Raw genomic sequence first — 25,268 nt, 5'->3', positions numbered from 1 at the left:
TACAAAATACATATCGGGGAATAAGCGAAGAAATTATCTTGTGGGTAATGGATTCATTTTATCAAAAAGTACTAGGAGTTCCTAGAAAATCTTTTGTTTCTTTAGACAAAGTGAGTATTATTTCTTAAAAAGGAAATAATTTAAATATACAAAAAATGTAAAAGAATTGATTGCATTGATTCACGCTATTGAAGCATTAACAACGTATTTAAAAACAATTAACACCAACAAGCACGAACCATTACATATAGGAGAAGCTATGGGATGCTGGCTTTATTTTACTACACTTACCGAAGAAATACCGGCCGTTGAAACGTCTTTACATACAACAACAGATAAAACGCTATTAGAACTTGCTCATGAATCAAAACTGTTAGCTTTGACTCAGCGAGATAAGCTCAAGGAATTCATGCTACAAGAAGGGATACCACTTTCTGATATTCCAGCTCCAAAACCAAAATCTGATCCTCACCAAATACCTCTGGGTGTACGCGCAACAGATTCTGAAATTGCTAATTTAATATCAGCAAAGGTTGCTTCGAACATCATTATGTGCAGTACAAACATTAGTCAATCCATCCGTAATGATGTTGGTATGCTCTGGCTAAAGTTTCATAGTGAAAAGGTTGCCTTTGGCTTTAAGGTAAAAGAAACACAGCGGGAAAAAGGCCGGTTAAAAAACCGCCAAGCTACACTCCTCCGGGTTCTTAAATTCACATGTGTAAATTTTTTCGACATTTTTGGTTTAACTTTCTCCAAAACGTCTATATACATAGCAAGGAGATTGATATTCTTCTTAAAGAACGAATGAACTTAACCATTAGCACGTTGCACGTACTAAAACTAGGAGGTTTTACAAATGACAAACGTAAAAGTAGTCGAAAATGGTGTTCAGGCAAAAGAAACGATTGATCAATTCTTACGAAGTGGATATACGAAAGATGAAGTTTATTTGCTCGCACATCACAAAGAACGCTCCAAGCATTTAACAGACGCAACGGATGTAAACAACATTGGATTATCAGAACAAGGACTAACTGATGCAGTCGCAAACATTTTCCGTTCACGAGGAGATGAGCTTCGTTCAAAAATGGAATCGCTTGGGTTATCTCAAGTAGAGGCTGAAAAGTATGAAGAAGAATTGGACAAGGGTCGCGTTTTAGTCGTGGCCAGTAAAAGTGCATAATTAAAAAGACGCGACTAGTAGTCGCGTCTTTTTACCTGTTTTTCCTTAATCGTTTTCAATGTGAAATCATATTCCCAAACGCTTGAAGTTGTTAATTCTACACATGCTAATCTCCCTTTGCTCACAACCTGAGCTCCGAGGTCGATTCCAATTCTCGCCCCGTCAAATGCTACGTTCGGTGCCGGCGTATGTCCGTGGACAACAGGTTTACCGTTTGTTTCTTGCAGGAGGCGATTAATTGGCGTTTGATAAAACTCTTTGCGGGGTAGCCACAAGTTGCTTCTATTAATAAAAGCAGTTTTATAAGGTAGTTGAAAGCCAGCATGCGCATAAACGTATTCATTATCTTCAAAAATAAGAGGTAGGTCTTTTACCCACTGAATGGCTTCATCAATACCCTGTTTCCCAAATGCTTCAATAATGGTGCTCGAAGAACGTTGCCCACCAAACTGCGACCACATCGGATTTTTACCTTCAATATACCAAAGCATCATTTCTTCATGATTTCCGATTGTGACGTGAACGTGTTCATACGCTTCATTTAATCTTTTTATTTCTTTTAAAACTTCACCGCTATAGGGACCACGATTAATCATATCTCCTACGATTACGAGCTGATCTATGTTTGGGTTAAATTTCACCGCCTCTAATAAACGCATCATTTCATAATAACTGCCGTGAATATCACTTATTGCAAATTTTCTCACGCTGCCCTCTCCTTTTTACTTCATGAATCTATTATACGCATAGGCCAGATGGTTTTGAACTCGGTAAAAAGCCGCTAATGCTAGCGACTTTTTTAATCACAAGATTTTATGTATTGTTTTCAATCTTTACTTTTACGCTCCCAACCTTGAGATCGAGCCCATAATCAATGATAAATAAAATGGAAGCTAAGATAAATTCAGCACCAAAGGATAGCGTAATTCCTTTAACGAATGTATCCGCTGTGTAAATAGCAAACCAAGAGAACCAAATGTCGATAGTGGCAATTAAAATGAAGCGGCTTAAAGCTGATGTAGCGAAGGGTTTAAATAGTGAAATGAGTGCTCTAGAAAGTAAATCTACTATGCTTCCAACAATCAGTACAAGCAAAACAAACCATAAAAAAGCACCTGTTGTTGTATACGTAACTCCCACAAATTTAAATATGCCTAAGAGACCAAAAAAGTATACTCCTGCGATAACAACAAGCGCTACGATGATAATTAGCGTAACGAATGAAATCGCAATTACCTTGGACATCATATCTTCTTTTTTCTTTTGTTTTCTCATTCTATCTCCTTTACTGTTAGGGTTAAGTTAAATTATACCAAAAACCAACAAAAAAAGGGCTAGAAAAATCTAGCTCCTTCTTTCTTGTCACTCTTTTTTCTTCAGCGCTTGCTTTAATGCATCCCCTAAGCTTGAGCCAAAGTCACTGTCGTCACTGTATTTATTAAGCAGTTTTCTTTCTTCTCGCTTCGTCATTTTTTTCTTTTTGTCTTCTGCTTTTTCAACAACTTGACACTGACGACATTGGAAATACTTACCTGCTTTTCCGTCGTGAATTTCCATCTTTTTATGGCACTGTGGACAGCGACGATTGGATAACTTTGGATCTTTAGAACGTCGGTAGCTACATTCAAGGCTAGAGCAAACAAGTACTCTCCCTTGCTTTGTCTTTTTCTCTTTTAAGAATGAGCCACATTCTGGACATTTTGATCCTGTTAAGTTATGAGGCTTATACGTTTCTTCACTCGTTTTTACCTGCTGCACAAGCTTTGCTGTTTGCTTACGAATGTTAGCTAAAAATTCTTTTGCGTTTCCTTTTCCTTTTGCAATTGCTTCTAGCTCTCGTTCCCATTTGGCTGTTAAATCAGGTGATTTTAGTTCATCTGCTACAAGCGAAATAAGCTGCTTTCCTTTTGGCGTCGGATGCAGACGGTTATTTTGTCGATCAATGGACTCATTTTGTAATAGCTTCTCAATAATATCAGCACGAGTTGCTGGCGTTCCAAGATTATGCTTTTCCATTTGAGCAAGTAAATCCGCTTCTGAATGACGAAGAGGTGGTTCTGTTAAAGCATGCTTCATTTCAACCGATTTAATGGATAAAGCAGCGCCTTCTTGTAAATGAGGTAACGATGCCTCTTCTAAATCACTATTAGTTACTTGTTTAAATCCAAGGTTTATCACTCGTTTTCCTTGTGCTACAAGCTGCTCTCCGTTCGCTTCAAGCTCTACTTTTACCGTTTCAAATTCGTACGCAGGGTAAAATAGTGCCATGAAGCGCTTAGCAATTAAATCATACAGTTTGCGCTCATCCGAAGATAAATCCTGCAAGAAGACAGGCTGGTCGGTTACGATAATCGCATGGTGATCGCTGACTTTTTCATTGTTCACTACGCGTTTTGGCAGCTGTGCATTTTTAGCAATCAGCGGCCTCACTTCTTCTTTATAGGCACCTGATACGGCTTCTAATCGCTCTTTCATCGTTCCAACCATATCCGTTGTGAGGTAGCGAGAATCTGTTCGTGGGTAGGTTACGAGCTTGTGTTGCTCATATAATTTTTGTAACACGTTTAACGTCTTTTTAGCTGAAAATCCGAAGCGCTTGTTAGCATCTCTCTGCAGTTCATTTAAATCGTATGGAAGAGGCTGTGCTTCTTTCATTACTTTCTTTTTGACATGCTTAATTATGGCTTCACCCGCAAGTTTATCACGAAGTTCTTTTGCTTTTTCTTCATTAAAAATGCGCTTTTCTTGGCCGCCTTGCCACTTTGCTTCAAACCCAGGTAAAACTGCGGTTAACGTCCAGTACGGCTGCGGCTTGAATGCTTGAATTTGCTGTTCCTTTTCGATAATCATGGCTAGAGTTGGAGTTTGTACCCTTCCTGCTGATAAAGGCTCTTCATACTTTGTTGTTAGCGCACGGGTAACGTTGAGGCCAATTAGCCAATCTGCTTCTGAGCGACAAACAGCTGAATCATACAGGCGATTAAACTCTTTTCCAGGCTTTAGTTCTCGAAACCCTTGCTTAATCGCTTTATCTGTTTGAGATGAAATCCACAAGCGTCTAAATGGCTTGTTCCATCTTACTTTTTCCATGATCCATCTCGCAACAAGCTCTCCTTCGCGCCCTGCATCTGTTGCAATAATTAACTCTTTGATGTCGCTACGTTTAGCCAGTTGAGAAACTGTTCGAAACTGTGGGCTTGTTTTTTTAATCACCTTCAGTTTCATTCTCTCGGGCATAATCGGTAAATCTTCCATTCGCCACGTTTTATATTGATTATCATAATCTTCTGGTGTTTGCAATTCAACCAAATGACCTAATGCCCACGTTACGACATATTCAGGTCCTTCAATATAGCCTTTTTTCGTTTGAGTGCAGCCAAGTACACGTGCTAAATCTCGCGCAACGCTTGGCTTTTCTGCTAATACAAGTGATTTCATTTTATGTATACCTCCAATTCACTTGTTCCATTATACATGTATTATGATTGTTTGTGTATGATTAGATAAGTTTACATAATAATTTTATAGTCTATTATAAATAAAAAAAACCATAGTAAAATGGGACTGACCCCTGTTTTTGAGACAGGAATCAAAACACCTTTTAAACAACCCGTTTTCTGTATTGTACAGGAGACTGGTTGTTTAATTTTGTTTGAATACGGGCATGGTTATAATACGTAATATAGCTTTTGACGGTTTGCTCTATGATGGTAGTCGTAGTGTATGTCAACTCGTCAAGGTAGAACGTTTCAGACTTTAGTGAGGAATGAAACGATTCAATTGAGGCATTATCTGCAGGCGTCCCTTTTCGGGACATACTCATGATAATGCCTTTCTCTTTAATTGTTTGTTGATAAGCATACGATGTGTACACAGAGCCTTGATCACTATGCAACGTGCACCCTTCCGGTAGAGAAGGGAGTTGGTTAAGCGTGTCTAAAACAAACGCGACATTTTGACAATCACCTATGGAATACGCAATAATCTCTCCGTTAAATAAATCTTGAATACTTGAAAGATACAATGGTTTCGGCCCAAAAGGCAAGTACGTAATATCAGTCACGAGCTTTTGAAGAGGGCGTTCAGCTCGAAAGTCACGTTTTAATACATTCTCTGCAACCTGATAAGGTTGCCCTGTTCGCTGCCGTTTCTTCCGTTTAACGCGACATTGCCAACCGTATTTCTGCATGGTACGCTGCACAAACTTGTGGTTAATCTTCATGGTTCGCTTGAGTACAGCTGTGATCTTCCGATAGCCATATCGAAACTTGTGTGCACGACATTGTTCACCCACTTGCTGTTCCATCCATTTCTTTCGTGTATCCTGTTGACTATGCTGCTTCCAACGGTAGTAAGTGGACCGAGGAATACCAAGATGGAAACAGATTTGATAAATAGGGATTTGTTCTTTTAACTCTTCCACTAGGTTCACTGCGATTTCTGGTACCACTTCCTTTCCAATTCCTTGTACTTTTTTAAAATCTCGATTTGTTGCTTTAATTGTCGGTTCTCAGTCTTTAACTTAGCTGTCTCGTTTTCAAAATCAGGACCTTTTCCATAGGCATATTGCTTGCCTACTGGCTGTTCCAACCGGTGTACATCCCCATTTTGATACCACTTCATCCATGTTTTTAATTGAGTAGGATTCCGAATGTTTAGTTGTGATAATACTTCTTTTACAGGTACACCGGCTAACCTCATTTCAATCGCTTTTAACTTTATTTCGACTGGATAACTGACTCTTGTTCCCATAGAAAAAACACCTCCAAGTGATTGTTAGGTACTACATACCCAGTTTTCAACTTAAAGGTGTTTTTTATTTGTCTCACTTTATGGGGTCAGTCCCAAATCTCATTCTATCTCTTTTTTTATTTATAGTGTCCATACTATTTCTTCTCTTTACTTCCTACAATCACCTTCTTAACTTGCCTCAAGACTTATCTATGATTTTATGTCGGGTTTAACATTATTTACTGTAAGCAGTTGTTTACTTATCGCTCATATATTATAGTAACAGTAAATTCTTTATTGTAGACAAAAAGGAGATGCTCAATCGGTGACATTTAAGGAGACTTTCACTTATCACGCTAATTCCTTATCCTCTAATAGCAGTACCACTACAAGTATTGTTAAATAAATGGCCTAAGAAATTTAATATCCTCTACTTGTTAATTTACTGTTTGATAGCTACTCTATTTCTTTATGTTTCCTATAAGCTTAAAGGAAATTGGTCTACTCCAATTAACAATCATGGTGACATCTTGGCATTTGTAGTAAGCGCAGCAGTTATATACTGGTTTTGGGATTCTATTATTATGAACAGGGATGAGTATCCTTATTATTAAAATTAAGACTAATTCCTTAACTAATTTATATAGAACTGATTATTGATGGATTTCCATTAAATTCAAGTCACCATAATTCATGTTATCGAAAGTAAAGAAGCTCACTTATAAAAAGTGAGCTCTAAAATGAATACTAAGCCTATTCAATCAACAGCGCAATATTCCTCTCGAATGGTTCTTCTCTTTTTCCTCATAAAAATCCCCTCGGTAGTATACAGAATAGATTGCTTTCTTTTACTTGTCTATCATAAGAGAAACATACCATATTTCGCAAAGCTTTTTATATAAAAACTCTTTTTAAATCCGGTTCAAGAAAGCTATTAAATAATTTTTAAAACGCTTTCAATTATTTGTTTATATTTCGGAAAATAAGAGACCCTGATTAAGTTCTATATAGCTCTCTATTGAATTAAATCTTATTTTGTTAAATTAATCCCAATTAACGTAGGTTGATCGCTACTTCTATAAAATTTTTTCAGCCCTGTTTATCCTGATTTTAATGAATGTGTTCTATTAAAGATTTATAACTTTTTCGTTAGTTAATGAGCGTCGACGCTCAAGTTCAACATCCATTGCTGCACGCTTAGCATCGAGGTTATAAAACCACATTGTTATTCCGATAAGTAAACAAATAGCCAAGGGTACCCATATAAAAACAAGTTCAATATAGGTTAAAGTGGTTGAACTTTGTATAGCATTTGGCACATAACCACCCATTTTTAGAATAACTCCTACGAACGCACTTCCCAGTCCGAGACTTACTTTTACAAAAAAACCTTGAAAAGCAGCAATCATACCCGCAATACTTCTATGATTTTTGTACTCTGAATAATCGATAATGTCTGGTTGAATCGCAAATGTGATGCCAAAGATACCATAAATTCCGAGTCCGGTTATCGCTAGTCCTGCTATGAGTAAAAAAGGGGAAGATTTTCCGAGATATATTACTAAATCTCCGATAATATAAATGGCAGTACTCATAAGCAATACATTCTTCTTTGTCATCTTTTTTTGAAGCCAAGGTAAAATAATTAACATGGGTAGCCCTGATAGAATTCCGAATAGACCAACGAAAGTTAACCAGCCTTCATGTCCAAGATTATACGTAAAGTAATAGATTACAGTCGTATTTCTTATGACAAAAAGGGCGAAATAGAGAAAATTCACAATAAAAAAAATAAATGCTTGGTCCGTTAACCCTTTAAAATCTTGTTTAAAAGAGGATTTCCCTGGTTGAGTCGACGGTGGAACAACCTCTTTCGTATTCATAAAAGTGAACACAAATATTAACATTGCTGCAATGGCATAAATGCTCATCGTAATTAAAAATCCTTTTTGTGGATCTCCATGTCCGAAAAATTTTACTAGTGGCGTTGTAATGGACATTACTAAAGCAGTTCCAATCAATGCACAAATCATTCTTGTCGACACTAACCAATTTCGTTCATGGTTATCTGAAGTTAACCTTGGTACAATTGTATTCAGTGGTATATTTACCACTGTATAAGCAATGTTCAACAAACAATAAGTGGCATAAGCCCAAATAATTTTCCCCATCATATTGAAATCAGGAACAATAAAAGTCACTATAGTAAATAGAGCAAAAGGAATAGCTCCTATCAGGAAATAGGGTCTTCCTTGACCCCATTTCGTATGCGTTCTATCAACCAACACCCCCATCCCAATATCTGCAAAAGCATCAATTATTTTTGTTACTAACATTAAAGTACCGGCCACTGCGGCTGTTATTCCAAAAACATCGGTATAAAAAAACAAAAGGTAAGATGCCATTGTGCTAAATACCAAATTGCATCCTAAATCGCCAACACCATATCCAATTCTCTTTTTCCATTTATCCATGTGTATTACCCCACAATTTTAAATTGTTTTTTGTAGTATAGGATCTTCATAGTTTTCGAATGAAAGCCTTGTTAGCGTTCTCATATCATTTTTTAAATTATTGTATATAGATTTGTAAACCTTGTAATAGTCATTATACTTCTCATGACTCTTCTTATTTGGCATGATTTTTTCATCTAACACTTGCCATTGTTTCACATCTTCATAAGATAACAGCCCTGTTCCAATTCCAGCTAGCATGACATCTCCCATATTTGCCTCTACATCATGTATTGGACAAACAATCGGATAGCCAGTTACATCAGCAAAGATTTGTCTCCACAATTTTGATTTTGTTACTCCCCCAGCAAGTAGGATAGATTTACCCAAATTTTCTCCAGTCGCTTCCATTGCATCTCGCAAAGAAAATGCGACCGCTTCCAAAAATGCACGGTAAATATGAGCTTTTGTATGGGCTAATGAAAGTCCCACAATCGTCCCCTTTGCATCTGAATCCCAAACAGGACTTCTTTCTCCCATAAAGTAAGGAAGTACAATTAGACCTTCACTACCAACAGGAATGGTTTCTGCTTGTTCATTTAACGCATCATAGGCATTCTTCCCCCCGGATTTTTCCACTTCAACTTCAAATTGACACATTGTTTGACGAAACCATTTTACAATCGCTCCTGCGGTAGCACCACCAGCAAAATAATAAGAAAGCCTTTTTGCATCGTATAGATATGGCCAAACAATCAGATCTTTTCCTTTCACTGGTTTGTCTGAAACCAATGCTGCACACATTGAAGTTCCAATTGCTGCTGCATAAACACCTGGTTCAAATACACCAAGTCCAATATTTGCTGCACCACAATCAATACCACTTGCTATCACGGGCATTCCTTTGGAAAGCCCCAATTCAACTGCAGATTCTTTCGTTAATCTACCGACAATGTCTGTTGATTCTACAATTTTCTTTGGCATCATTGACAGAGGAATACCCATCTCTTCCATCAGTTCTTTAGACCAGCTTCTATTGTTCATATCAAAAATACCGCCGATATTTCCTGCAGAAGAATAATCAATGGCAATTTTCCCTGTTAGTTTATAAATAACGTAATCATTTGGGGGCAAAAACAGCTTTGTCTTTTTCCAGTTTTCTGGTTCATGCTTTTTCATCCATAAGATTTTGGTATAACCATAATAGGGATCAGCTCCATTGTGAGTAATTTCTAAAAGTCTTTTTTCTCCAACATTATCTAAAACCCATTTTGTTTCTTCTTCTGCTCTACGATCCATCCAAATCATACAAGGTCTCACCGGTTCCATATTTTCATCCAAAGGAATACCAGAACCACCATACAAACCACTGATAGCAATTCCTTGTATTTTTTCCGCAGCAATCCCTGATTTCTGCACTGTATTTCTAATAGAAGTTTTGGTAGCCTGAAGCCATACTTCAGGCCATTGTTCAGCCCATAATGGCTTTGGGGTTAATACATCATATTCCTGTAAGTCTTGGGCAATTAGATTACCTTCTGTATCCATTAAAATTGTCTTGGTACCGGATGTTCCAATATCTGTACCGAGTAAATAATGCATATATAGCCCTCCAATCTTGAAAATTAGAATCTGTTAGTCTATTAAATACAAGTAAAAGCACCATCTACTACAAAGTCTGCTCCTGTGGTGAAGCTGCTAGTATCTCCAGCAAGATAGACACATATAGATTGAAGTTCTTCTGGTCTTCCCATTCTCTTAAGGGGAGCCATTTGATTCCATTGCTCGATTAATGGCAGCAAACTTGGAGAATTTAATGTAAGTTCTGTACCCATATAGCCTGGGCTAATACAATTTACACGTACATTTCTTGTAGCCCATTCTACTGCCAGAGATTTTGTCAACTGAATTACTCCTGCTTTAGAAGCGTTATAGGAACACTGGGGCTGAGGTACGTTCACAATGTGACCTGACATAGAAGCCGTATTAATAATAGAACCTCCACCTTGCTTTAACATTATTTTTCCAGCTGCTTGAGCTGTTAAAAACACACCAGTTAGATTAATATCAATGACCTTTTTCCACTGATTAAAAGTCATTTCTTCTGCAGGTACATTCATACAGATTCCAGCATTACAGAAGGCAACATCTATACGACCAAAAACGTTAAGTATTTTTTCAATCATGTTATCTACATCTTCTGGTTTTGTGACATCGGCTTCAATTGCAATCGTTTCAACCTCATGATGTTCTTTTAACTCAGCTGCGGTTTTTTGAGCTGCTTCAAAATCCAGATCCACAATTGCTACATCGGCTCCTGCTTCAGCAAAAGCGATTGCAACACTCTTTCCAATACCTCTTGCTCCACCTGTGACAAAAATTTTCTTTTCATCTAATCTCATTTTTTCAATGATCCCCATATTTAATTCCCCCACTTTTAATAAAGTAGTTTTATAAAATATATTTATAAAACTACTTTATATAATATATCCTTTTTATGTATGAGTCAATATAAAGAAATAGAAAAAGGTAAATTTACCCTTCACTTACTTTGCGAAAGTTGTTATTGCATCAGCTTCTGTGATATATTTTAATTGAAGTTAAAAGAAGAAATTTTATAAATTTTTTTTATATAATGAGGTTCTTTCATGGATAATAACATTACATTTAAAGATATAAAGAAAAGTAATTACTCGGCGATCTACCACCTTATTTATCAAAACGAGAGACTCTCCAAACAAGAAATTGCGAACCAACTTCATCTGAGTTTACCAACTGTAACCCAGAATTTAGTTCGTTTGGAAAAGGAAAAATTAATTGAAAAGAGTGGACAGTTTGAATCCTCTGTTGGTAGACGTGCAGTTGCTTATGCAATATGCCCACAGGCTCGTATTAGTATTGGTGTTGAAATTCTCAAAAAGACAGTTTGCATTTTAGCAATTGATTTGCTTGGTATTACATTTAAAAAAACGAAACTATCAATCAAATATTCAAATACAGACCGTTATTTCAAAGAAGTTAGCGATGCTGTAGATGATTTTATCTCGTCTCTTAATGTGGAAAAAGAGCAAGTTCTTGGTATTGGTTTTGCAGTACAAGCTTTAACATCAACTGATGGTAAGAGTATTACATATGGAAAAATATTAAACTGTACAGGTTTAGATATTCAGGTATTTTCACAGCATCTAGATTATCCTTGTGTGTTTTTCCATGATGCAAAGTGTGCAGCTACTACAGAACTGTGGATTAGAAATGATATTGGAGACATTATCTATTTGTCAATAGGTACCCATCTTGGGGGGGCTCTTATTATAAATAATCAAATTTATATGGGAAGAGAAGGGCATAGCGGTACGGTAGAACATATGACAATCGACCCTCATGGAGACCCATGTTACTGTGGAAAAAAAGGGTGTATGGAAACATTTTGTTCTGTTAGTGCCCTGTTAGAAGAAGATGAATCACTAGAATTCTTCTTTAAAGAATTACGATCTGGGAACACTTCCTATCAAGAGAGGTGGACTTCATTTTTAGATGGTTTAGCATTTTCAATCAATAATATTCATCTTGTTATTAACAGAGAGTTTATTCTAGGTGGACATATATCTCCTTACTTAAAAGAAAAAGACATTGAATTTCTTCACAAAAAAATTTATGATAAAACCCCATTTCCAAGTAATGAGGCCTTTATTCATATTAGCCGTTCACCTGAAAATGGAGTTCCTATAGGTGCTGCTATACCATTCGTTCAATCTTTTTTAAATACAATTTAATTATATAGATAAATTAAACAAGTGAGCATTACTATAGCTGAAAGTGAAATCTTTATATAATGTACTACTATCCACTTTAGATTAACTCTATTAACAAGTTTATAAAACGATGAAAAGGTTATCGAACAATAAACCTAACTAGTGAGGAGCTTAATGCCAAACCATATGCTCCAAAAGACTTAACAAGGATAAAGTTGAATCCCACATTTAATAAAACAGAAAGTAGCAAAGGTAGAGGTTAAGGCTGCGTCAGAATCGCTAAAATTTGTATAGATGACTTTTACAAGCTCAGAAATTAAATAACATATACCTACTATTGCTGGAGCTAACAGAAGAAACATATATACTAGCCCTTTCTCCATGCTTTTCTTGAATAATGCAATATCCTTGTCATGAAAGGCTTTCACAATACTAGGATAGATCATGGTTGCTACCGTTACACCAAAAGGAGCATCTCATATCTTAACGAGATATGAGATGCTCCTTTTATAAGTCATTGTTCTATCTTTTCTTTTCGTCCAACAATCCAAGCTAACGATAAAATTGAAAACGTTACCATAATTGCAGTTAACATACCTACACGCACCTCTTTTTTCCTTATAATTACAGTATGACATAAAATTAAAATAGAATCTAAGGGTATATATCAAATATAAAGTTAAGTCATTTTTTTATGCAAAATTCTTGATACGATAAGACCAATTCCGCCTAACGCAATGAATAAAACAGCTCGGATGGCTAAAGGAATGAACGGTAAATCATAAAGAACAAGCTTAATTAAAGTAAGAAACAATAAGCTAATTCCAATATAAGTACCCGCTTTGAATGATTTTACTATACCAATAGATAAACCAATGATAGCTAGTAAAATCCACGAAAATGTCAGAGCTAATGTTTGAGTATTGGTCGATAACGCTTCTGTGAAAAGTTGAACTTCCTGCGTGACAAAACTTAAGGTTAAAATGGTAAATAAAATACTGGTACTTGCTACAAACAAGGTCGATTTTTTCATTGAATTATTTTGAATAAACACTAAAAAAAGCATTGTGCCTAAAAAACCAAGCCAATTTAATGTCGGTTGTGAAAATACCGCCTCAATTGGTATCGCCATAACAGCAACTGCGCTGATTGTGTAAATTGCATATCCCACAAATTTCTGAATTGGATTGTTATATTTATGTGCTAAATAACAAGTAACAGCTCCTTGAATAATATAAAGCAACAGTGCATCTTCTTTATTAAGAAGCTGATTAATCAAAAACGCAATGCCAATGACTAAATAGCTCATAAAAAAGTCAAATTTCACCTTTTCTTTTTTATATACCTTAATACATAGGGCATATACTACAATAAGTACAGCAATTATAATGGTAACAGTTGTTTTTTCCATCGTACTACTTATCCAGCCATAAACGATAAATAAGCTTGCCAAAGTAGTTGAGGCATAAATAAACTCATTCCCCTTGCGAACGGCTGACAGTAAAAGTAAACAGACATGTTGAATAAGAAGAGCTGCTCCTAGAAGGGATGTAAACTCTACAAACCAACCATATACTAACAACACTACATTCAAGAGTATTGCCGCTAACCCATATAACACATGATAATTCAATCTCCACGCAATGAACGCAAAAGCGAGGTATAAGAGCGTTTCGTAGCTAATAAACACAAGTTGATTGGGTGAGTTACTTTCTATTAAGAACGGTACAAGCACCCCGCCAATTATGCTAATGATCCCAAGCGCTTGTGAACGATAATAAACAGTCATGCCAAGCCCTGCTACAACCCACAGCGCGTTTAACATAAATGCAAACGAAGGCCCAATCATTCCATATAAACTATGCGCTGCAAACGTTGTTAGCATTAGGATTGGAACGGACCCACCAAGGAGCACTTGCCCTAATACAGAGCGTTTTTTTACAATTTGCAAATGGCCAACACCTACAAATGCGGCGCTTACAATATATCCTAGCGTAACCTTGACACCTTCACTCATTACCCCGTAGTCAGAAGCAGCTTTAAATCCCCAAAGAACACCAATTATAAAAACAAAAATAAAAATGCGGGGCAACCATATTTGAAAAAGCTGTTCTTCCCAATTCGTTGATTTTTTCACTTGTTGTTCATAAACTTCAGTTGGCTTCATCGGCTGATGAGAAACCGCTTCTTCATGATTTGAAGGTTTCTTTGCCTGCACTGTAAATTCTGTTTTGCTCCCATATTGATTAGTAAGTAGTTGCTTTAACTCCTTTACTTCCTCCTCTAATACCGTAATCTTTTTTTCTAGGTTCTCTATTCTTTTATGATCCATAACATCTCTCCCTATAGCTTTATCAATTACCAAATTATATCATTTTAGTGTTTTTTAGGATATCTCTTTTTTCAATTTAACAATAAAAAGTGCAGGCTAAAAATGCCTGCACTTTCTGCTCATGTAAAGTATTCAATTTTTGCATTTGGAAAGAATTGACCAATATAGTATTCAAGCGTTTCACGAAGCTCATGCTCTTCGTCCTTTGTATACACATACTTTCCAATCCCATAGCGTCCCCACTTATAGCGACGCTCTTCTTCATTCATTTGTAGCTTAGACTTTGGATAGTTCTTTTCAATGACACGTTTGGCTGGTTTTGTAAATCGATGCTGAATCATTTCAAATGTAATATCATCACGCGATTCCTGTGGAATGGAAGCATCCAGCTTTTCAAATAGCTCGCGATACCCATCTCTCCATCCCTCATGGATATAGATAGGTGCTACGATAAACCCCAGAGGATACCCCGCTTTTGCCACTTTGTTCGCTGCTTCAATTCGGTAATCTAACGGTGACGTTCCAGGTTCAAAATATTTAATAACATAATCAGCATTCACGCTGAAACGAAAGCGCGTTTTACCGTTATGTTTAGCATCAAGAAGGTGATCTACATGATGAAACTTTGTCACAAAGCGAAGTTGTCCTAAATCGCTTTCTCCAAAATATTCAATGGCATGCTTGAGCGTATGAGTTAAGTGATCAATACCTACAATGTCAGACGTACACGCAGCCTCAAAACGCGTAATTTGTGGTGCTCGTTCTTTCATGTATTGCTCAGCTCTATCTAGAATTTCTTCTACATTTACATACGTTCTGATGTACGGCTTACTTCCCATCGTCGTTTGTAAATAACAATAGTGACAGTGTCCCATACACCCTGTTGCAAAAGGAATTGCGTATTCTGCCGAAGGCTTGGACGTATCAAAATTTAGCGTTTTACGCACACCCACAACAAGCGTTGATTTTGCATTGCGATACTTTTGCAGGTGATTGTCTCCAGGAATATTTCGAACCTGGTTATGAGACGTTGTTTCGCGAATTTCAATGCCCATTTTTTCAAATTTATCTTTTAGCTCTACGCCTAGCGGATATTCTAAAGCACGTGGCTCAATATATACTAATTGCGGTACAAACGGTTTTATCACATTCATCACTTCCCTTTACTTTTCACTTCATAACATTTAGTGTTCGAAAAAAGGAATGGCATATGCCTGTTAAATGTAGGCTAAAAAAAAGACGCTGTTTAAACAGCGCCTTTTTTTTAGCCTTCGTACGGTTCGTAATCAAATAGTTCGTTATATGCTCGTTCTGCTTCTTCATAGCTTGTGTATATCGCATCATCATCTGATAATAAGTGATACGACTCATGTAAAAGCAGCGCAACGTCGCTGTTATTTTCAGGATGCTGAACTACTTCTCCCTGCGTAATATTGGCTACGTTTGCCGTATGAGGGTTTCGATAGATCACAAAAACTTGGTCCCCAACATGATATTCTTTTTTCATTATGTCACCTTCTCTATTTCAGCTTTATTTCTATAGTGTCCGCACATAGTGATTTTATAATGGTGCTTTTTTACACTGTCTGACGTTCAATAAGCTGAAAAGGAAGTTCAATGTATTGAAGACTTTTATCAAGCACAAGTTTAAATAAATGCTCCCCCATTTCAAAAAGTGGTAGCTGAATAGTAGTAATGTCTAAATAAGCTGTTAACGGATGATTATCAAACCCAATAATCGCAATGTCTTTGGGCACTGATAAACCTTCTTTCTTACAGCGAGTTATAACTCCTACTGCAAGCTGATCATTGGTAACAAGCAATCCTGTTGGCCGGTCGTCCATTGCAAGCAAACGATCTACAATCATATCTCCATCTGTTATGTATAAGCAATCTGTGAATACCCACTCTTCTCGTATCGGTTCTTGCAACCTCTTCATAAAATCACCGTAAGCATTAGCTCGCTGTTCACTGTTTGTACCACTCATCCTGCCTACGCAGTAACCAATTTTCTGATGTCCGTGCTCATGCAGGTAAGATAGGGCTTTTTCAAAAGCTGCGTAATGATTAACGTACACGGACGACACCTTTTTAGCTGTTCCGTCTTCGCATACAACAACAGGGCCATACGATTGATACTCGTTAAGAACACTCCAATCATTTGCTCTAGAGCAAATGATGACACCATCTACCTGCTTGGTTTTCAACATATGAAGTGCTTCAATTTCCTTCTTTACATCGTAAGCTGTTTGGCACAATACAAGCTGACAGTGAGCGCTAAGTGCTTGCTTTGAAATCCCTTCAAGTATGACGCTAAAGTATGGGTGATTAATAAATGGAAGAACAACTGCAATCCGATTAGTCTTTCCTTTTGATAAAGTAACCGCATTGCTATTTTGCTCATAGTTGAGCTCATCCACGACTGCTTGTACACGCTCTCGCTTCTCTTCGCTTACATAAGGGTGATTGTTCAAAACTCGCGATACGGTAGAAACGGATACCCCAGCTTTCTTTGCAATATCTCGAATATTTACCATTTTTCTCTCCTTTTGCTCTTGTTCTGAAACGCGTTTCATCATTTATGCTGTTTTTATTATAACGAAAGGTGGTCATAAATGATGCTTGGATTGGTTATTTTATTTGTTTTATGCGGAGTTGAACTTTTACTAGCTATGGTAGCTTTAAAGCAAAAACCAGATTTATGGAAGGAGGTTGAATTCGAAGATTTTTATGATTTTTACGATTCAAAAAAGCGATAGAAACCTATCGCTTTTTCTAATTATTTATGTACAACCTCTTCAGTGATTGATCGACCTTTTGTCTGATCTATATCTAACCATTGCCACTCTTCATGTAGGCGAATCCTTCCGTCTGGCAAAACCTCCGGTGTAGAAAAGCATGTGCCTCCGCGAATTTCATAAGCTATGTTAACATGCTGATAGCGGAATGTAAGACAGCTCTTTTCGTCTATAGTCCCAACTAACGTCCCGTATAAAATGTCTCCACCTTCATACGTTGCGTGAATAATTCTGCCTTCTTGCTCATAGCGAAAGGTCGTATGAGAAGATACTTCACCGTTATCCGTATTCTGTACAGATCGAAACACTCGATTCCTAAAACAAATCATCCTTTCACCTCTTTTTCAATATTCTAACATTTTAACTCTAAAAAAAGATGACATCAACCCTTCTTTCCGGTTGATGTCATCTAATGAAATGATGAAATTAAGCTATTTGTTTTTTAGCAGGTTGTTTATGAGTAAGCTTTGGATAATTAAAGACAATCGCTAAAATTCCAAATATCGCTGTTAAGATTGGATAAAATGCGAATGGCATTAGTTCAACTGAGGATACTTTTGCAAATTCTGATGCAATTAGCATTTGCGCTCCATATGGAACAAGTCCCTGCACGCTACATGAAAATAAGTCAAGTATACTTGCTGACTTACGGTTATCGATTTCGTATTCATCTGCAATCTCTTTTGCTAAAGACCCGACCGTAATAATTGAAATTGTGTTATTAGCTGTCGAAAGATTTGTCGCGCTTACTAATCCAGCAATACTAAACTCTGCGCCTTTTCTTGTTTTAATATTACGTGTTAATAGCCCAAGCAAGAAATGGATCCCTCCATTATACTTAATAAGTTCAACGACTCCACCAATTAAGATGCTGAGAATAATGAGTTCAGCCATACCGCCAATTCCTGTTGTAATAGCTTTTGCAAAGGTTGCTAGCGTATAGCTTCCGTCTGCCAATCCAATAATTCCAGCTACAACAATACCCCCTGTTAAAATTGCTAACACATTTAATCCAAGCAATGCTGCAACCAGCACTCCTATATAAGGAAGCATTTTTACAAAGCTAAAACTTTCAACATCTACATTAGAATTATTTCCAAGCGTCATTACTAATAAAAGAACCATTGTAATAATTGCTGCTGGTAATACAATTAGAAAATTCACTTTAAATTTATCGTTCATTTTTGTTTTTTGCGTACGAACCGCAGCAATTGTTGTATCAGAAATAATGGATAAATTATCTCCAAACATTGCACCGCCGATAACGGCTGCTACGGCTAGTGCTGCAGAAATATCCGTTTCAGCACTTACTCCAACTGCAATTGGTGCTAGAGCCGCAATGGTACCAGTAGAAGTACCCATCGCAAGTGAGATAAAAGCACCGATAAAGAATAATCCAACAACAAGCAAGCTTTGTGGCAAAACAGATAAAGCAAGGTTAACCGTTGAATCAACCGCTCCCATGCCGCTTGCTACTTCTGAAAAAGCGCCCGCCAGAATAAAGATAAAGACCATAATCATCAAGTCCGGATGACCTGCGCCTTTAGCAAAGCGCTCAACCTTCGCATTTAGCGTTTCTTTCCGGTTCATCGCTAAGGCAACGATAGCCGCTACGATAATTGCTACAAGTACAGGAAGCTTATAAAAATCACCTGTAATAATCCCCGAGCCTACAAACAAAGCTAGAAATACTCCTAGCGGCAGCAGTGCCCAGCCGTTTTCTTTTTGTTTTCCCATGTTTACACCTCTTTGCATAAATAAAAGACCTCTTCATCAAGAAGAGGCCCTCTTATAATTCTTTATAAGAATACGCTCTTCTCATCTTTCAAACAAAATTGTTTGCTGGATTTGGCACCGCACTCTGTGAGTCAGTTGCCGAGACATCATCGGGCCAGTCCCTCCGTCTCTCTTGATAAGAAGTATAATATTTTTTAAATTTATTATTCAAAATTAACTCTTAACTACTTTAATATCTTTTACTTTCCTTGTCAAACACTATTGTAGAAAAACAAAAAGAAAGAAAATTCAAATATCAATTCGCTACGTCTCGCTTTAAGAAAAACAGCCAAGCCGTTCCAACAAAGAAGATTAGATGAGCTATAATAATAAATAGAGAAAACGGTAGGGTCATCCCAGGGAAATACGTTTGATTTCCATCCATATATTGACTAAGGTTGGTGTTAGCAAACAGTAAAATAATTCCCCACTGTACTTGAAACTCAGATAAAATTCCAGCAAGCATTTTTGCTCCTACTCCAACAACAATGCCAAGACCAACTGCTAATGCACTATTTCTGAATACCGACGATAGCATAAACGCAAAAGTAACCATCATAAAGGTTTCAAGATATGAAACACCATATGCAATCCAGATACCTTGTCCTTCTTGACCATTAAAAGCTCCTCCTGAAAAGAAAATAATCCCCCAAATGATTGAAAATAAAAAGAAGGCAGCCAAATAGTACAAGCTAATAAAAACGCTAGTCAGGTATTTGGATAAAAGAATAGTTGAGCGACTCTTAGGACGAATTAATAGAAGTTTAATCGTTCCTTTTTCAAATTCAGATGCAACAATCGATCCAGCAGCGGCTACAGCAAAAAATTGGACAATAATTAAAAAGTTTGAAGTGAAAGCAACAAAGCCTGGCAACGTTTCTGTAATTCCAGCATTCGTTGTAATAGCTCTCATTATAAGAGCCATTCCAAGCGTTAAGACAGCAATTGCCAGAAATACGACTTTCGTGCTTTTTTTCATAAACCACTTCATATGTTCATTTTGTATTAAATTAAGCATTGAAATCTCCTCCCGTAACAGACATAAACGATTGTTCTAGCGATTCATAAATTGGAGTAATTTGGTATACTTCAATGCCTTCTTCCACTAGAAGTTTATTAATAGCAGCAGCCTCTTTCGGTTGAGCTTGTACAGAAAGCTGCTTTTCTTTTATTGCACAAGTGTAGCCTTGATTTGATAGCAGATTTTCCGCTTTTTCTACAGCATCAACTGCAAATACAATCGTTAGGTTCTCTTCTGTATTACGCTTAGCTAATTCTTGAACAGATAGCAGTCTGCCGTCTTGAATAATCCCTACGCGATCACACAAGGCTTCCACTTCTTTCAACAAATGGCTAGCAATAAGAATTGAAATTCCTTCTTCTTTGCACAACCGCTTTAAATATGTTTTAAATTCAATCATTCCTGCTGGATCCAAGCCGTTAGTAGGCTCATCTAGTAGCAGTAGTGACGGTTTATGTAGAATAGCTTGTGCAACTCCGAGGCGCTGACGCATTCCGAGTGAATAAGTCTTTACCGGTTGGTGAATGCTTTTTTCTAACCTTGTTAGCTCGACCACTTCATCGATTCGATTTGCAGACACACCGTGCATTCGTGCAAAATGCTTTAAATTTTGATAACCTGTCAAATATCCATAAAACTCCGGGTTTTCAATGATTGCACCAATTGATTTGACAGCTTCATTAAATTGTTTGCGCTGGTCATGATTGTTAATGGTAACGTCTCCTGTTGAACTTACTAAACCTACAACTGCTCGAATAAGCGTAGTTTTACCCGAACCGTTTGGACCTAGTAACCCAAAGATTTCTCCTTTTCGCACAGACAATGATACGTTATCCAAAATAATTTTATTGCCAATCTTTTTCGTGACGTTATGAACCTGTAGTACCTCTCTCTCTGACATAATGTTCATCCTCTCTTCTATGTAATCCGTCTTTTATTTTTCCTTGTTTTGAGGTATTTGTCTAGATTAAAACAAACCATTCGTTTATTTTTCATTTTTTTGGTAAGCTATACGTATATATATTTTTTTATAAAGGGGATGCCGTTATGGAATTAGTCGTTTATTTAGCAGGACAAATTCATGATAATTGGAGAGACGATATCAAAAAGCAAGCGGAGGACTTAAAGCTTCCAATTACGTTTGTAGGACCGATGACGGACCATGATCGCTCGGATAATATCGGCGAAGTCATTTTAGGTAAACAAGACTCAGCTATTTTAAAAGATGAAGCCGCTTCAGCTTTTAACAACTTGCGCACAGAAGTACTGCTTAAGAAATCCGACGTAGTCATTGCGCTTTTCGGTGAAAAATACAAACAGTGGAATAGCGCAATGGACGCGGCTACAGCCGTTGCATTTAACAAGCCCCTTATCCTTGTACGTCCAGAAAAACTGCACCATCCTTTAAAAGAACTTTCAAACAAAGCACAAGTTGTCGTTGAAACACCAGACCAAGCAATTCGTGCACTGGCTTATATCTTTGAATAAGGCTGATTCATAAGTATTTTAGTTAATGAGATATCCGAACGATCGCTAACCTGCAATCGTTCGGATATTTTTTGTTCGTTCCCAAAACAAGTTAAAAAACTTGTGGAATGGAGCGTAAGACATTCGGCTCCTGCCAGAAATAGAGTAAAAGCTGAGCCTCCTTGACGTTATTCCTTGGTTCATGTACACTTTATGTTCAATTTATTGCTATTGATATCGCTCTTGTAAAGAAAGAATGATATAATTTGATAGATATTGAATTTGGAGGATTGCTCATACATGATTACAGTTAGTAATGTAAGCCTACGTTTTGCAGACCGTAAGTTATTTGAAGATGTAAACATTAAGTTTACGCCTGGTAACTGCTACGGATTGATTGGAGCGAACGGTGCTGGAAAGTCAACATTTTTGAAAATTTTATCTGGTGAACTTGAGTCACAAACTGGTGATGTACATATGGGACCTGGCGAACGCCTAGCGTTCTTAAAACAAAACCATTTCGAATACGAAGAATATGAAGTATTAAAAACCGTTATTATGGGTCACGCTCGCTTATATGAAGTGATGCAAGAGAAGGATGCTATTTATATGAAAGCTGACTTCACTGATGAAGATGGAATGAAAGCAGCTGAGCTTGAAGGTGAATTTGCTGAACTTAACGGTTGGGAAGCTGAATCTGAAGCAGCGATTCTTTTAAAAGGTTTAGGCGTTTCTGAAGATCTTCACGATAAAAAAATGGCTGAGCTGACAGGTAGTGAAAAAGTAAAAGTATTACTTGCTCAAGCTTTATTTGGCAAACCTGACGTTTTACTACTAGATGAGCCGACCAATAACTTAGATATTCAGGCAATTCAGTGGTTAGAAGAGTTTTTAATTAACTTTGAAAACACAGTAATCGTTGTATCCCATGACCGTCACTTCTTGAACAAAGTGTGTACGCACATTGCGGATTTAGATTTTGGTAAAATTCAAGTTTACGTTGGTAACTACGACTTCTGGTATGAATCTAGCCAGCTCGCTCAAAAAATGGCATCTGATGCTAATAAGAAAAAAGAAGAAAAAATTAAAGAACTTCAGGCGTTTGTCGCTCGTTTTAGCGCCAATGCATCAAAATCAAAGCAGGCAACATCTCGTAAAAAATTACTTGATAAAATTACGTTAGATGATATCCGTCCATCTTCTCGTCGTTACCCATACGTAAACTTTACGCCAGAGCGTGAAATTGGAAACGACGTACTGCGAGTTGAAGGTTTAACAAAAATCATTGATGGTGTTAAGGTACTAGATAACGTAAGTTTTACAATGAATCGAGAAGATAAAATTGCGTTAGTTGGCCGTAACGAAATTGCAAACTCAACGCTTATGAAGATTCTAATGGGTGAAATGGAAGCAGATAGCGGTACATTTAAATGGGGTGTAACAACATCTCAATCGTTCTTCCCGAAAGATAACTCTGAGTACTTTGAGAATAGCGACTTAAACTTAGTTGAGTGGTTACGCCAATACTCACCACAAGATGAAAGCGAAAGCTTCCTTCGTGGATTCCTAGGAAGAATGTTATTCTCTGGTGAAGAAGTACTAAAGAAAGCCAATGTATTATCTGGAGGCGAAAAGGTTCGCTGTATGCTTTCTAAAATGATGCTAAGTGGTTCAAACGTTCTTCTTTTAGACGATCCTACCAACCACTTAGACTTAGAATCGATTACGGCATTAAATAACGGATTAATGAGCTATAAAGGTGCAATGATTTTCACATCTCATGACCATCAGTTCGTTGAAACAATTGCGAATCGCATTATTGAAATCACGCCAAACGGAGTGGTTGATAAGCAAACAACATATGATGAATACCTAACAAACACAGACTTACAAAAACAAGTTAAAGGTATGTACGCTTAATCATAAAAAGGTGACGAATATTCGTCACCTTTTTACTATACTTGAATTCCACGCTCCATCAATTTTTGTTCAAAGTAAGAAATCATCACGCTTAAGGTTTTGACTCGCGCATATTGCTTATCGTTACCTGCAATAACAAACCACGGAGCTTGATTCGTATTCGTATATTTAAACATATGCTCTACCGCTTCTTCATACTCGTCCCACTTTTTTCGATTACGCCAATCTTCTTCTGTTAACTTCCAGCGTTTGAAAGGATCCGCTTCCCTTTCTTTAAAGCGCTTGAGCTGCTCATCCTTACTAATGTGGAACCAAAACTTTGCTACAATATAGCCGTTATCCGTTAACGTACGCTCAAACTGATTAATCTCTTCGTACGCCCTTCCCCACTCACTTGTTGAAATTAAATTTTCAACGCGCTCGACGAGTACGCGTCCATACCAAGAACGATCAAATAAAGCTATTTGCCCAGCGTGCGGCAATCTTGTCCAAAAGCGATGAAGATAGTGATACCTACGTTCATCATCAGTTGGTGCACTAATCGGATACACGTGAAAGCCTCGGGGGTCCAACTTTTGTGTAATACGCTTAATAGCTCCCCCTTTCCCTGCCGCATCCCACCCTTCAAACGCAAATATAATAGGTACCTTTTCCATATAGATAATGTGTTCTAACCGCAATAAGCGTAGCTGCAAAGATTTTAGCTTTTTTTTATATTCTTTTTTAGATGAAATCTTTTTAGACAGATCAATATCTTCTAAATTCATATAATCACTCCTACCTACTAGTCAGTAGTATAGTATGAACGTTCTAGGCTGTAATTATGTTATTGAAACATCTTGCTAATGAGCTCATAAGAATGTAGCTTCGCCTGGAAATCGTGAATGTTAGTAATGATTAAGAATTCATCGTTATTATATTCATTTTGTAAGCGTAACAATTTAGCATGAACAGTTTCTGTAGATCCTACAATCATTCGACTCCTATTTTTCTTTATTTTTTGTTTCTCATATTCAGAATACACGCGCTGGTTGACTTCATTAATAGAAGAAACCTTTGTATCTTTTCCTTTTTCTACTTTGAGCAACCAATCATCAAGCGTTTTGGCATGTTGCTCCGCTTCTTCGTCTGTATCAGCACACACCACAAATACGCAAACGTTCGTGTGAGGCACTTGCTGATAGTCTGATGGAACGTATTCTTGTCGATAGTGTTTCAGGGCTTCTTTTCCTCCAATAGGAGAAATAAAGTGACCAAACGTAAAGGAAACGCCAAGTTCCCCAGCTGCTCGCGCACCTCGTTTGTTAATGCCTAGCTGCCACATCTCAGGCTTAGTATCACTTTTGGGATAAGCTGTTACCCCGTAATAAGGGTGATTTTCAGGAAGGTTTTGCAGCAAATGTCCCTGTAGCGCTTGAATTTGACGTGGAAATTCATTCAGACTTTTTCGTACTCCGTCTGTTAATGCTAACCTCGTTAGTGCATCGCCTCCTGGAGATCGACCTAATCCCAAGTCAATTCGCCCTGGAAACAAATTCTCTAATAACTGTACGTCTTCAGCCACTTTATATGGGCTGTATTGAGGGAGAAGCACGCCTCCAGAGCCAATTCGAATCGAACTTGTTTGAGATGCCAAATGAGTCATTAATAAAAGTGGCGAAGAGCCTGCTAACCCATTTGTATTATGATGTTCAGCTACCCAAAAGCGATGATATCCTAGTCTTTCTGTCCACTTTGCTAGCTGTACCGTCTGAGCAAGCGCATCTTTTGCTGTTTGGCCGCTTGATATTGGAGACTGATCTAATACGCTTAAAATCATAATTGATATCACT

Annotated in this window: 24 protein-coding genes, 1 pseudogene and 1 riboswitch; of the genes and pseudogenes, 7 read left to right on the top strand and 18 right to left on the bottom strand. The window is 37.3% G+C overall.

Going from position 1 to position 25,268, the window contains the following annotated elements:
- Positions 1–166: 166 nt before the first annotated feature.
- Together LZP85_RS07785 and LZP85_RS07780 are read left to right on the top strand one after the other, a co-directional pair.
- A complete protein-coding gene (locus LZP85_RS07785; RefSeq protein ID WP_224840174.1) occupies positions 167–811 on the top strand; it encodes a DUF3231 family protein in 645 nt (214 codons plus the stop codon).
- Positions 812–859: 48 nt separating this feature from the next.
- A complete protein-coding gene (locus LZP85_RS07780) occupies positions 860–1,186 on the top strand; it encodes a YflT domain-containing protein (protein ID WP_206833464.1) in 327 nt (108 codons plus the stop codon).
- A 14-nt stretch (positions 1,187–1,200) separates the two neighbouring features.
- Here the strand turns inward: LZP85_RS07780 and LZP85_RS07775 are convergent, their stop codons facing one another.
- The 4 genes from LZP85_RS07775 to LZP85_RS07760 form a co-directional block, all read right to left on the bottom strand.
- Positions 1,201–1,893 carry a metallophosphoesterase gene (locus LZP85_RS07775; protein WP_025910231.1) on the bottom strand — a complete coding sequence of 231 codons (693 nt, stop codon included), beginning with the start codon at positions 1,891–1,893 and terminating at the stop codon, positions 1,201–1,203.
- A 106-nt stretch (positions 1,894–1,999) separates the two neighbouring features.
- On the bottom strand, positions 2,000–2,461 hold the full coding sequence (locus LZP85_RS07770) for a YrvL family regulatory protein (protein WP_206833463.1): 462 nt from the start codon (positions 2,459–2,461) through the stop codon (positions 2,000–2,002).
- Between the two features lie 87 nt (positions 2,462–2,548).
- Positions 2,549–4,624, bottom strand: coding sequence for a DNA topoisomerase III (locus tag LZP85_RS07765; protein WP_206782407.1), 2,076 nt, complete (start codon positions 4,622–4,624; stop codon positions 2,549–2,551).
- A 163-nt stretch (positions 4,625–4,787) separates the two neighbouring features.
- A protein-coding gene (locus LZP85_RS07760) for an IS3 family transposase (protein WP_163071374.1) occupies positions 4,788–5,938 on the bottom strand; the annotation gives its coding sequence in 2 pieces (ribosomal slippage) (positions 4,788–5,665 and positions 5,665–5,938; 1,152 coding nt in all).
- 374 nt (positions 5,939–6,312) lie between these two features.
- On the opposite strand from LZP85_RS07760, the gene LZP85_RS07755 reads away from it, so the two are divergent.
- The gene (locus tag LZP85_RS07755; protein WP_234562134.1) at positions 6,313–6,531 is read left to right on the top strand and encodes a UPF0715 family protein; all 219 of its coding nucleotides are present in this window, start codon (positions 6,313–6,315) and stop codon (positions 6,529–6,531) included.
- Between the two features lie 513 nt (positions 6,532–7,044).
- Here the strand turns inward: LZP85_RS07755 and LZP85_RS07750 are convergent.
- The 3 genes from LZP85_RS07750 to LZP85_RS07740 are packed head-to-tail and all read right to left on the bottom strand — an operon-like array spanning position 7,045 to position 10,790.
- The gene (locus tag LZP85_RS07750) at positions 7,045–8,391 is read right to left on the bottom strand and encodes an MFS transporter (protein WP_025910235.1); all 1,347 of its coding nucleotides are present in this window, start codon (positions 8,389–8,391) and stop codon (positions 7,045–7,047) included.
- An 18-nt stretch (positions 8,392–8,409) separates the two neighbouring features.
- Positions 8,410–9,972: an FGGY-family carbohydrate kinase gene (locus LZP85_RS07745; protein ID WP_206782408.1), complete on the bottom strand. Its 1,563-nt coding sequence runs from the start codon at positions 9,970–9,972 to the stop codon at positions 8,410–8,412.
- 41 nt (positions 9,973–10,013) lie between these two features.
- On the bottom strand, positions 10,014–10,790 hold the full coding sequence (locus tag LZP85_RS07740) for an SDR family oxidoreductase (RefSeq protein ID WP_025910238.1): 777 nt from the start codon (positions 10,788–10,790) through the stop codon (positions 10,014–10,016).
- A 228-nt stretch (positions 10,791–11,018) separates the two neighbouring features.
- Between LZP85_RS07740 and LZP85_RS07735 the strand changes: the two genes are divergently transcribed.
- Complete coding sequence (locus LZP85_RS07735; protein ID WP_206782409.1) at positions 11,019–12,143, top strand: ROK family transcriptional regulator; 1,125 nt, start codon at positions 11,019–11,021, stop codon at positions 12,141–12,143.
- Between the two features lie 179 nt (positions 12,144–12,322).
- On the opposite strand, the pseudogene LZP85_RS20865 reads toward LZP85_RS07735, so the two are convergent.
- The 5 genes and pseudogenes from LZP85_RS20865 to LZP85_RS07715 form a co-directional block, all read right to left on the bottom strand.
- Positions 12,323–12,577: pseudogene (locus LZP85_RS20865) on the bottom strand (hypothetical protein); the annotation flags it as partial.
- Positions 12,578–12,801: 224 nt separating this feature from the next.
- A complete protein-coding gene (locus LZP85_RS07730) occupies positions 12,802–14,454 on the bottom strand; it encodes a DUF2339 domain-containing protein (RefSeq protein ID WP_078989814.1) in 1,653 nt (550 codons plus the stop codon).
- Positions 14,455–14,573: 119 nt separating this feature from the next.
- Positions 14,574–15,602 (bottom strand): spore photoproduct lyase, encoded by a 1,029-nt coding sequence (splB, locus tag LZP85_RS07725; RefSeq protein ID WP_076513187.1) that lies wholly within the window; start codon positions 15,600–15,602, stop codon positions 14,574–14,576.
- A gap of 116 nt (positions 15,603–15,718) precedes the next feature.
- Entirely contained in the window at positions 15,719–15,961 is a 243-nt protein-coding gene (locus LZP85_RS07720; protein WP_119542795.1) for a transcriptional regulator SplA domain-containing protein, read from the bottom strand.
- 70 nt (positions 15,962–16,031) lie between these two features.
- Complete coding sequence (locus LZP85_RS07715) at positions 16,032–16,991, bottom strand: LacI family DNA-binding transcriptional regulator (RefSeq protein WP_119542794.1); 960 nt, start codon at positions 16,989–16,991, stop codon at positions 16,032–16,034.
- A gap of 78 nt (positions 16,992–17,069) precedes the next feature.
- On the opposite strand from LZP85_RS07715, the gene LZP85_RS07710 reads away from it, so the two are divergent.
- Complete coding sequence (locus LZP85_RS07710; protein ID WP_153301172.1) at positions 17,070–17,213, top strand: hypothetical protein; 144 nt, start codon at positions 17,070–17,072, stop codon at positions 17,211–17,213.
- Positions 17,214–17,233: 20 nt separating this feature from the next.
- Here the strand turns inward: LZP85_RS07710 and LZP85_RS07705 are convergent, their stop codons facing one another.
- The 4 genes from LZP85_RS07705 to LZP85_RS07690 form a co-directional block, all read right to left on the bottom strand.
- Entirely contained in the window at positions 17,234–17,581 is a 348-nt protein-coding gene (locus tag LZP85_RS07705) for an avidin-fold protein (protein ID WP_182840813.1), read from the bottom strand.
- Between the two features lie 97 nt (positions 17,582–17,678).
- Positions 17,679–18,989, bottom strand: coding sequence for a Na+/H+ antiporter NhaC family protein (locus LZP85_RS07700; RefSeq protein ID WP_061785254.1), 1,311 nt, complete (start codon positions 18,987–18,989; stop codon positions 17,679–17,681).
- A 78-nt stretch (positions 18,990–19,067) separates the two neighbouring features.
- A riboswitch (SAM riboswitch) is annotated at positions 19,068–19,171 on the bottom strand.
- A 113-nt stretch (positions 19,172–19,284) separates the two neighbouring features.
- Entirely contained in the window at positions 19,285–20,046 is a 762-nt protein-coding gene (locus tag LZP85_RS07695) for an ABC transporter permease (RefSeq protein WP_206833462.1), read from the bottom strand.
- On the bottom strand, positions 20,039–20,950 hold the full coding sequence (locus LZP85_RS07690) for an ABC transporter ATP-binding protein (RefSeq protein ID WP_025910475.1): 912 nt from the start codon (positions 20,948–20,950) through the stop codon (positions 20,039–20,041). Before LZP85_RS07690 ends, LZP85_RS07695 begins: the two co-directional genes overlap by 8 nt.
- Positions 20,951–21,096: 146 nt before the next feature.
- Between LZP85_RS07690 and LZP85_RS07685 the strand changes: the two genes are divergently transcribed.
- Both LZP85_RS07685 and LZP85_RS07680 read left to right on the top strand, forming a co-directional pair.
- On the top strand, positions 21,097–21,537 hold the full coding sequence (locus LZP85_RS07685) for a YtoQ family protein (protein WP_025910476.1): 441 nt from the start codon (positions 21,097–21,099) through the stop codon (positions 21,535–21,537).
- A gap of 279 nt (positions 21,538–21,816) precedes the next feature.
- A complete protein-coding gene (locus tag LZP85_RS07680; RefSeq protein ID WP_025910477.1) occupies positions 21,817–23,436 on the top strand; it encodes an ABC-F family ATP-binding cassette domain-containing protein in 1,620 nt (539 codons plus the stop codon).
- A gap of 35 nt (positions 23,437–23,471) precedes the next feature.
- Here the strand turns inward: LZP85_RS07680 and LZP85_RS07675 are convergent, their stop codons facing one another.
- Both LZP85_RS07675 and LZP85_RS07670 read right to left on the bottom strand, forming a co-directional pair.
- Positions 23,472–24,203: a polyphosphate kinase 2 family protein gene (locus LZP85_RS07675; RefSeq protein ID WP_025910478.1), complete on the bottom strand. Its 732-nt coding sequence runs from the start codon at positions 24,201–24,203 to the stop codon at positions 23,472–23,474.
- A 59-nt stretch (positions 24,204–24,262) separates the two neighbouring features.
- A complete protein-coding gene (locus tag LZP85_RS07670) occupies positions 24,263–25,258 on the bottom strand; it encodes an LLM class flavin-dependent oxidoreductase (protein WP_083686519.1) in 996 nt (331 codons plus the stop codon).
- Positions 25,259–25,268: the final 10 nt, after the last annotated feature.

The organism is Priestia flexa, assembly GCF_021441905.1.
Classification (GTDB): domain Bacteria; phylum Bacillota; class Bacilli; order Bacillales; family Bacillaceae_H; genus Priestia; species Priestia flexa.
Note: the sequence above shows the minus strand (reverse complement) of the source record. Positions and strands in the feature narration are given on the sequence as shown.

Excerpts from the sequence above, each read along its gene's own strand:
- LZP85_RS07780 (WP_206833464.1), top strand. The coding sequence starts at position 860 with ATGACAAACGTAAAAGTAGTCGAAAATGGTGTTCAGGCAAAAGAAACG.
- LZP85_RS07770 (WP_206833463.1), bottom strand. The coding sequence starts at position 2,461 with ATGAGAAAACAAAAGAAAAAAGAAGATATGATGTCCAAGGTAATTGCG.
- LZP85_RS07765 (WP_206782407.1), bottom strand. The coding sequence starts at position 4,624 with ATGAAATCACTTGTATTAGCAGAAAAGCCAAGCGTTGCGCGAGATTTA.
- LZP85_RS07750 (WP_025910235.1), bottom strand. The coding sequence starts at position 8,391 with ATGGATAAATGGAAAAAGAGAATTGGATATGGTGTTGGCGATTTAGGA.
- LZP85_RS07745 (WP_206782408.1), bottom strand. The coding sequence starts at position 9,972 with ATGCATTATTTACTCGGTACAGATATTGGAACATCCGGTACCAAGACA.
- LZP85_RS07740 (WP_025910238.1), bottom strand. The coding sequence starts at position 10,790 with ATGGGGATCATTGAAAAAATGAGATTAGATGAAAAGAAAATTTTTGTC.
- LZP85_RS07735 (WP_206782409.1), top strand. The coding sequence starts at position 11,019 with ATGGATAATAACATTACATTTAAAGATATAAAGAAAAGTAATTACTCG.
- LZP85_RS07730 (WP_078989814.1), bottom strand. The coding sequence starts at position 14,454 with ATGGATCATAAAAGAATAGAGAACCTAGAAAAAAAGATTACGGTATTA.
- LZP85_RS07720 (WP_119542795.1), bottom strand. The coding sequence starts at position 15,961 with ATGAAAAAAGAATATCATGTTGGGGACCAAGTTTTTGTGATCTATCGA.
- LZP85_RS07715 (WP_119542794.1), bottom strand. The coding sequence starts at position 16,991 with ATGGTAAATATTCGAGATATTGCAAAGAAAGCTGGGGTATCCGTTTCT.
- LZP85_RS07710 (WP_153301172.1), top strand. The coding sequence starts at position 17,070 with ATGATGCTTGGATTGGTTATTTTATTTGTTTTATGCGGAGTTGAACTT.
- LZP85_RS07705 (WP_182840813.1), bottom strand. The coding sequence starts at position 17,581 with ATGATTTGTTTTAGGAATCGAGTGTTTCGATCTGTACAGAATACGGAT.
- LZP85_RS07700 (WP_061785254.1), bottom strand. The coding sequence starts at position 18,989 with ATGGGAAAACAAAAAGAAAACGGCTGGGCACTGCTGCCGCTAGGAGTA.
- LZP85_RS07695 (WP_206833462.1), bottom strand. The coding sequence starts at position 20,046 with ATGCTTAATTTAATACAAAATGAACATATGAAGTGGTTTATGAAAAAA.
- LZP85_RS07690 (WP_025910475.1), bottom strand. The coding sequence starts at position 20,950 with ATGTCAGAGAGAGAGGTACTACAGGTTCATAACGTCACGAAAAAGATT.
- LZP85_RS07685 (WP_025910476.1), top strand. The coding sequence starts at position 21,097 with ATGGAATTAGTCGTTTATTTAGCAGGACAAATTCATGATAATTGGAGA.
- LZP85_RS07680 (WP_025910477.1), top strand. The coding sequence starts at position 21,817 with ATGATTACAGTTAGTAATGTAAGCCTACGTTTTGCAGACCGTAAGTTA.
- LZP85_RS07675 (WP_025910478.1), bottom strand. The coding sequence starts at position 24,203 with ATGAATTTAGAAGATATTGATCTGTCTAAAAAGATTTCATCTAAAAAA.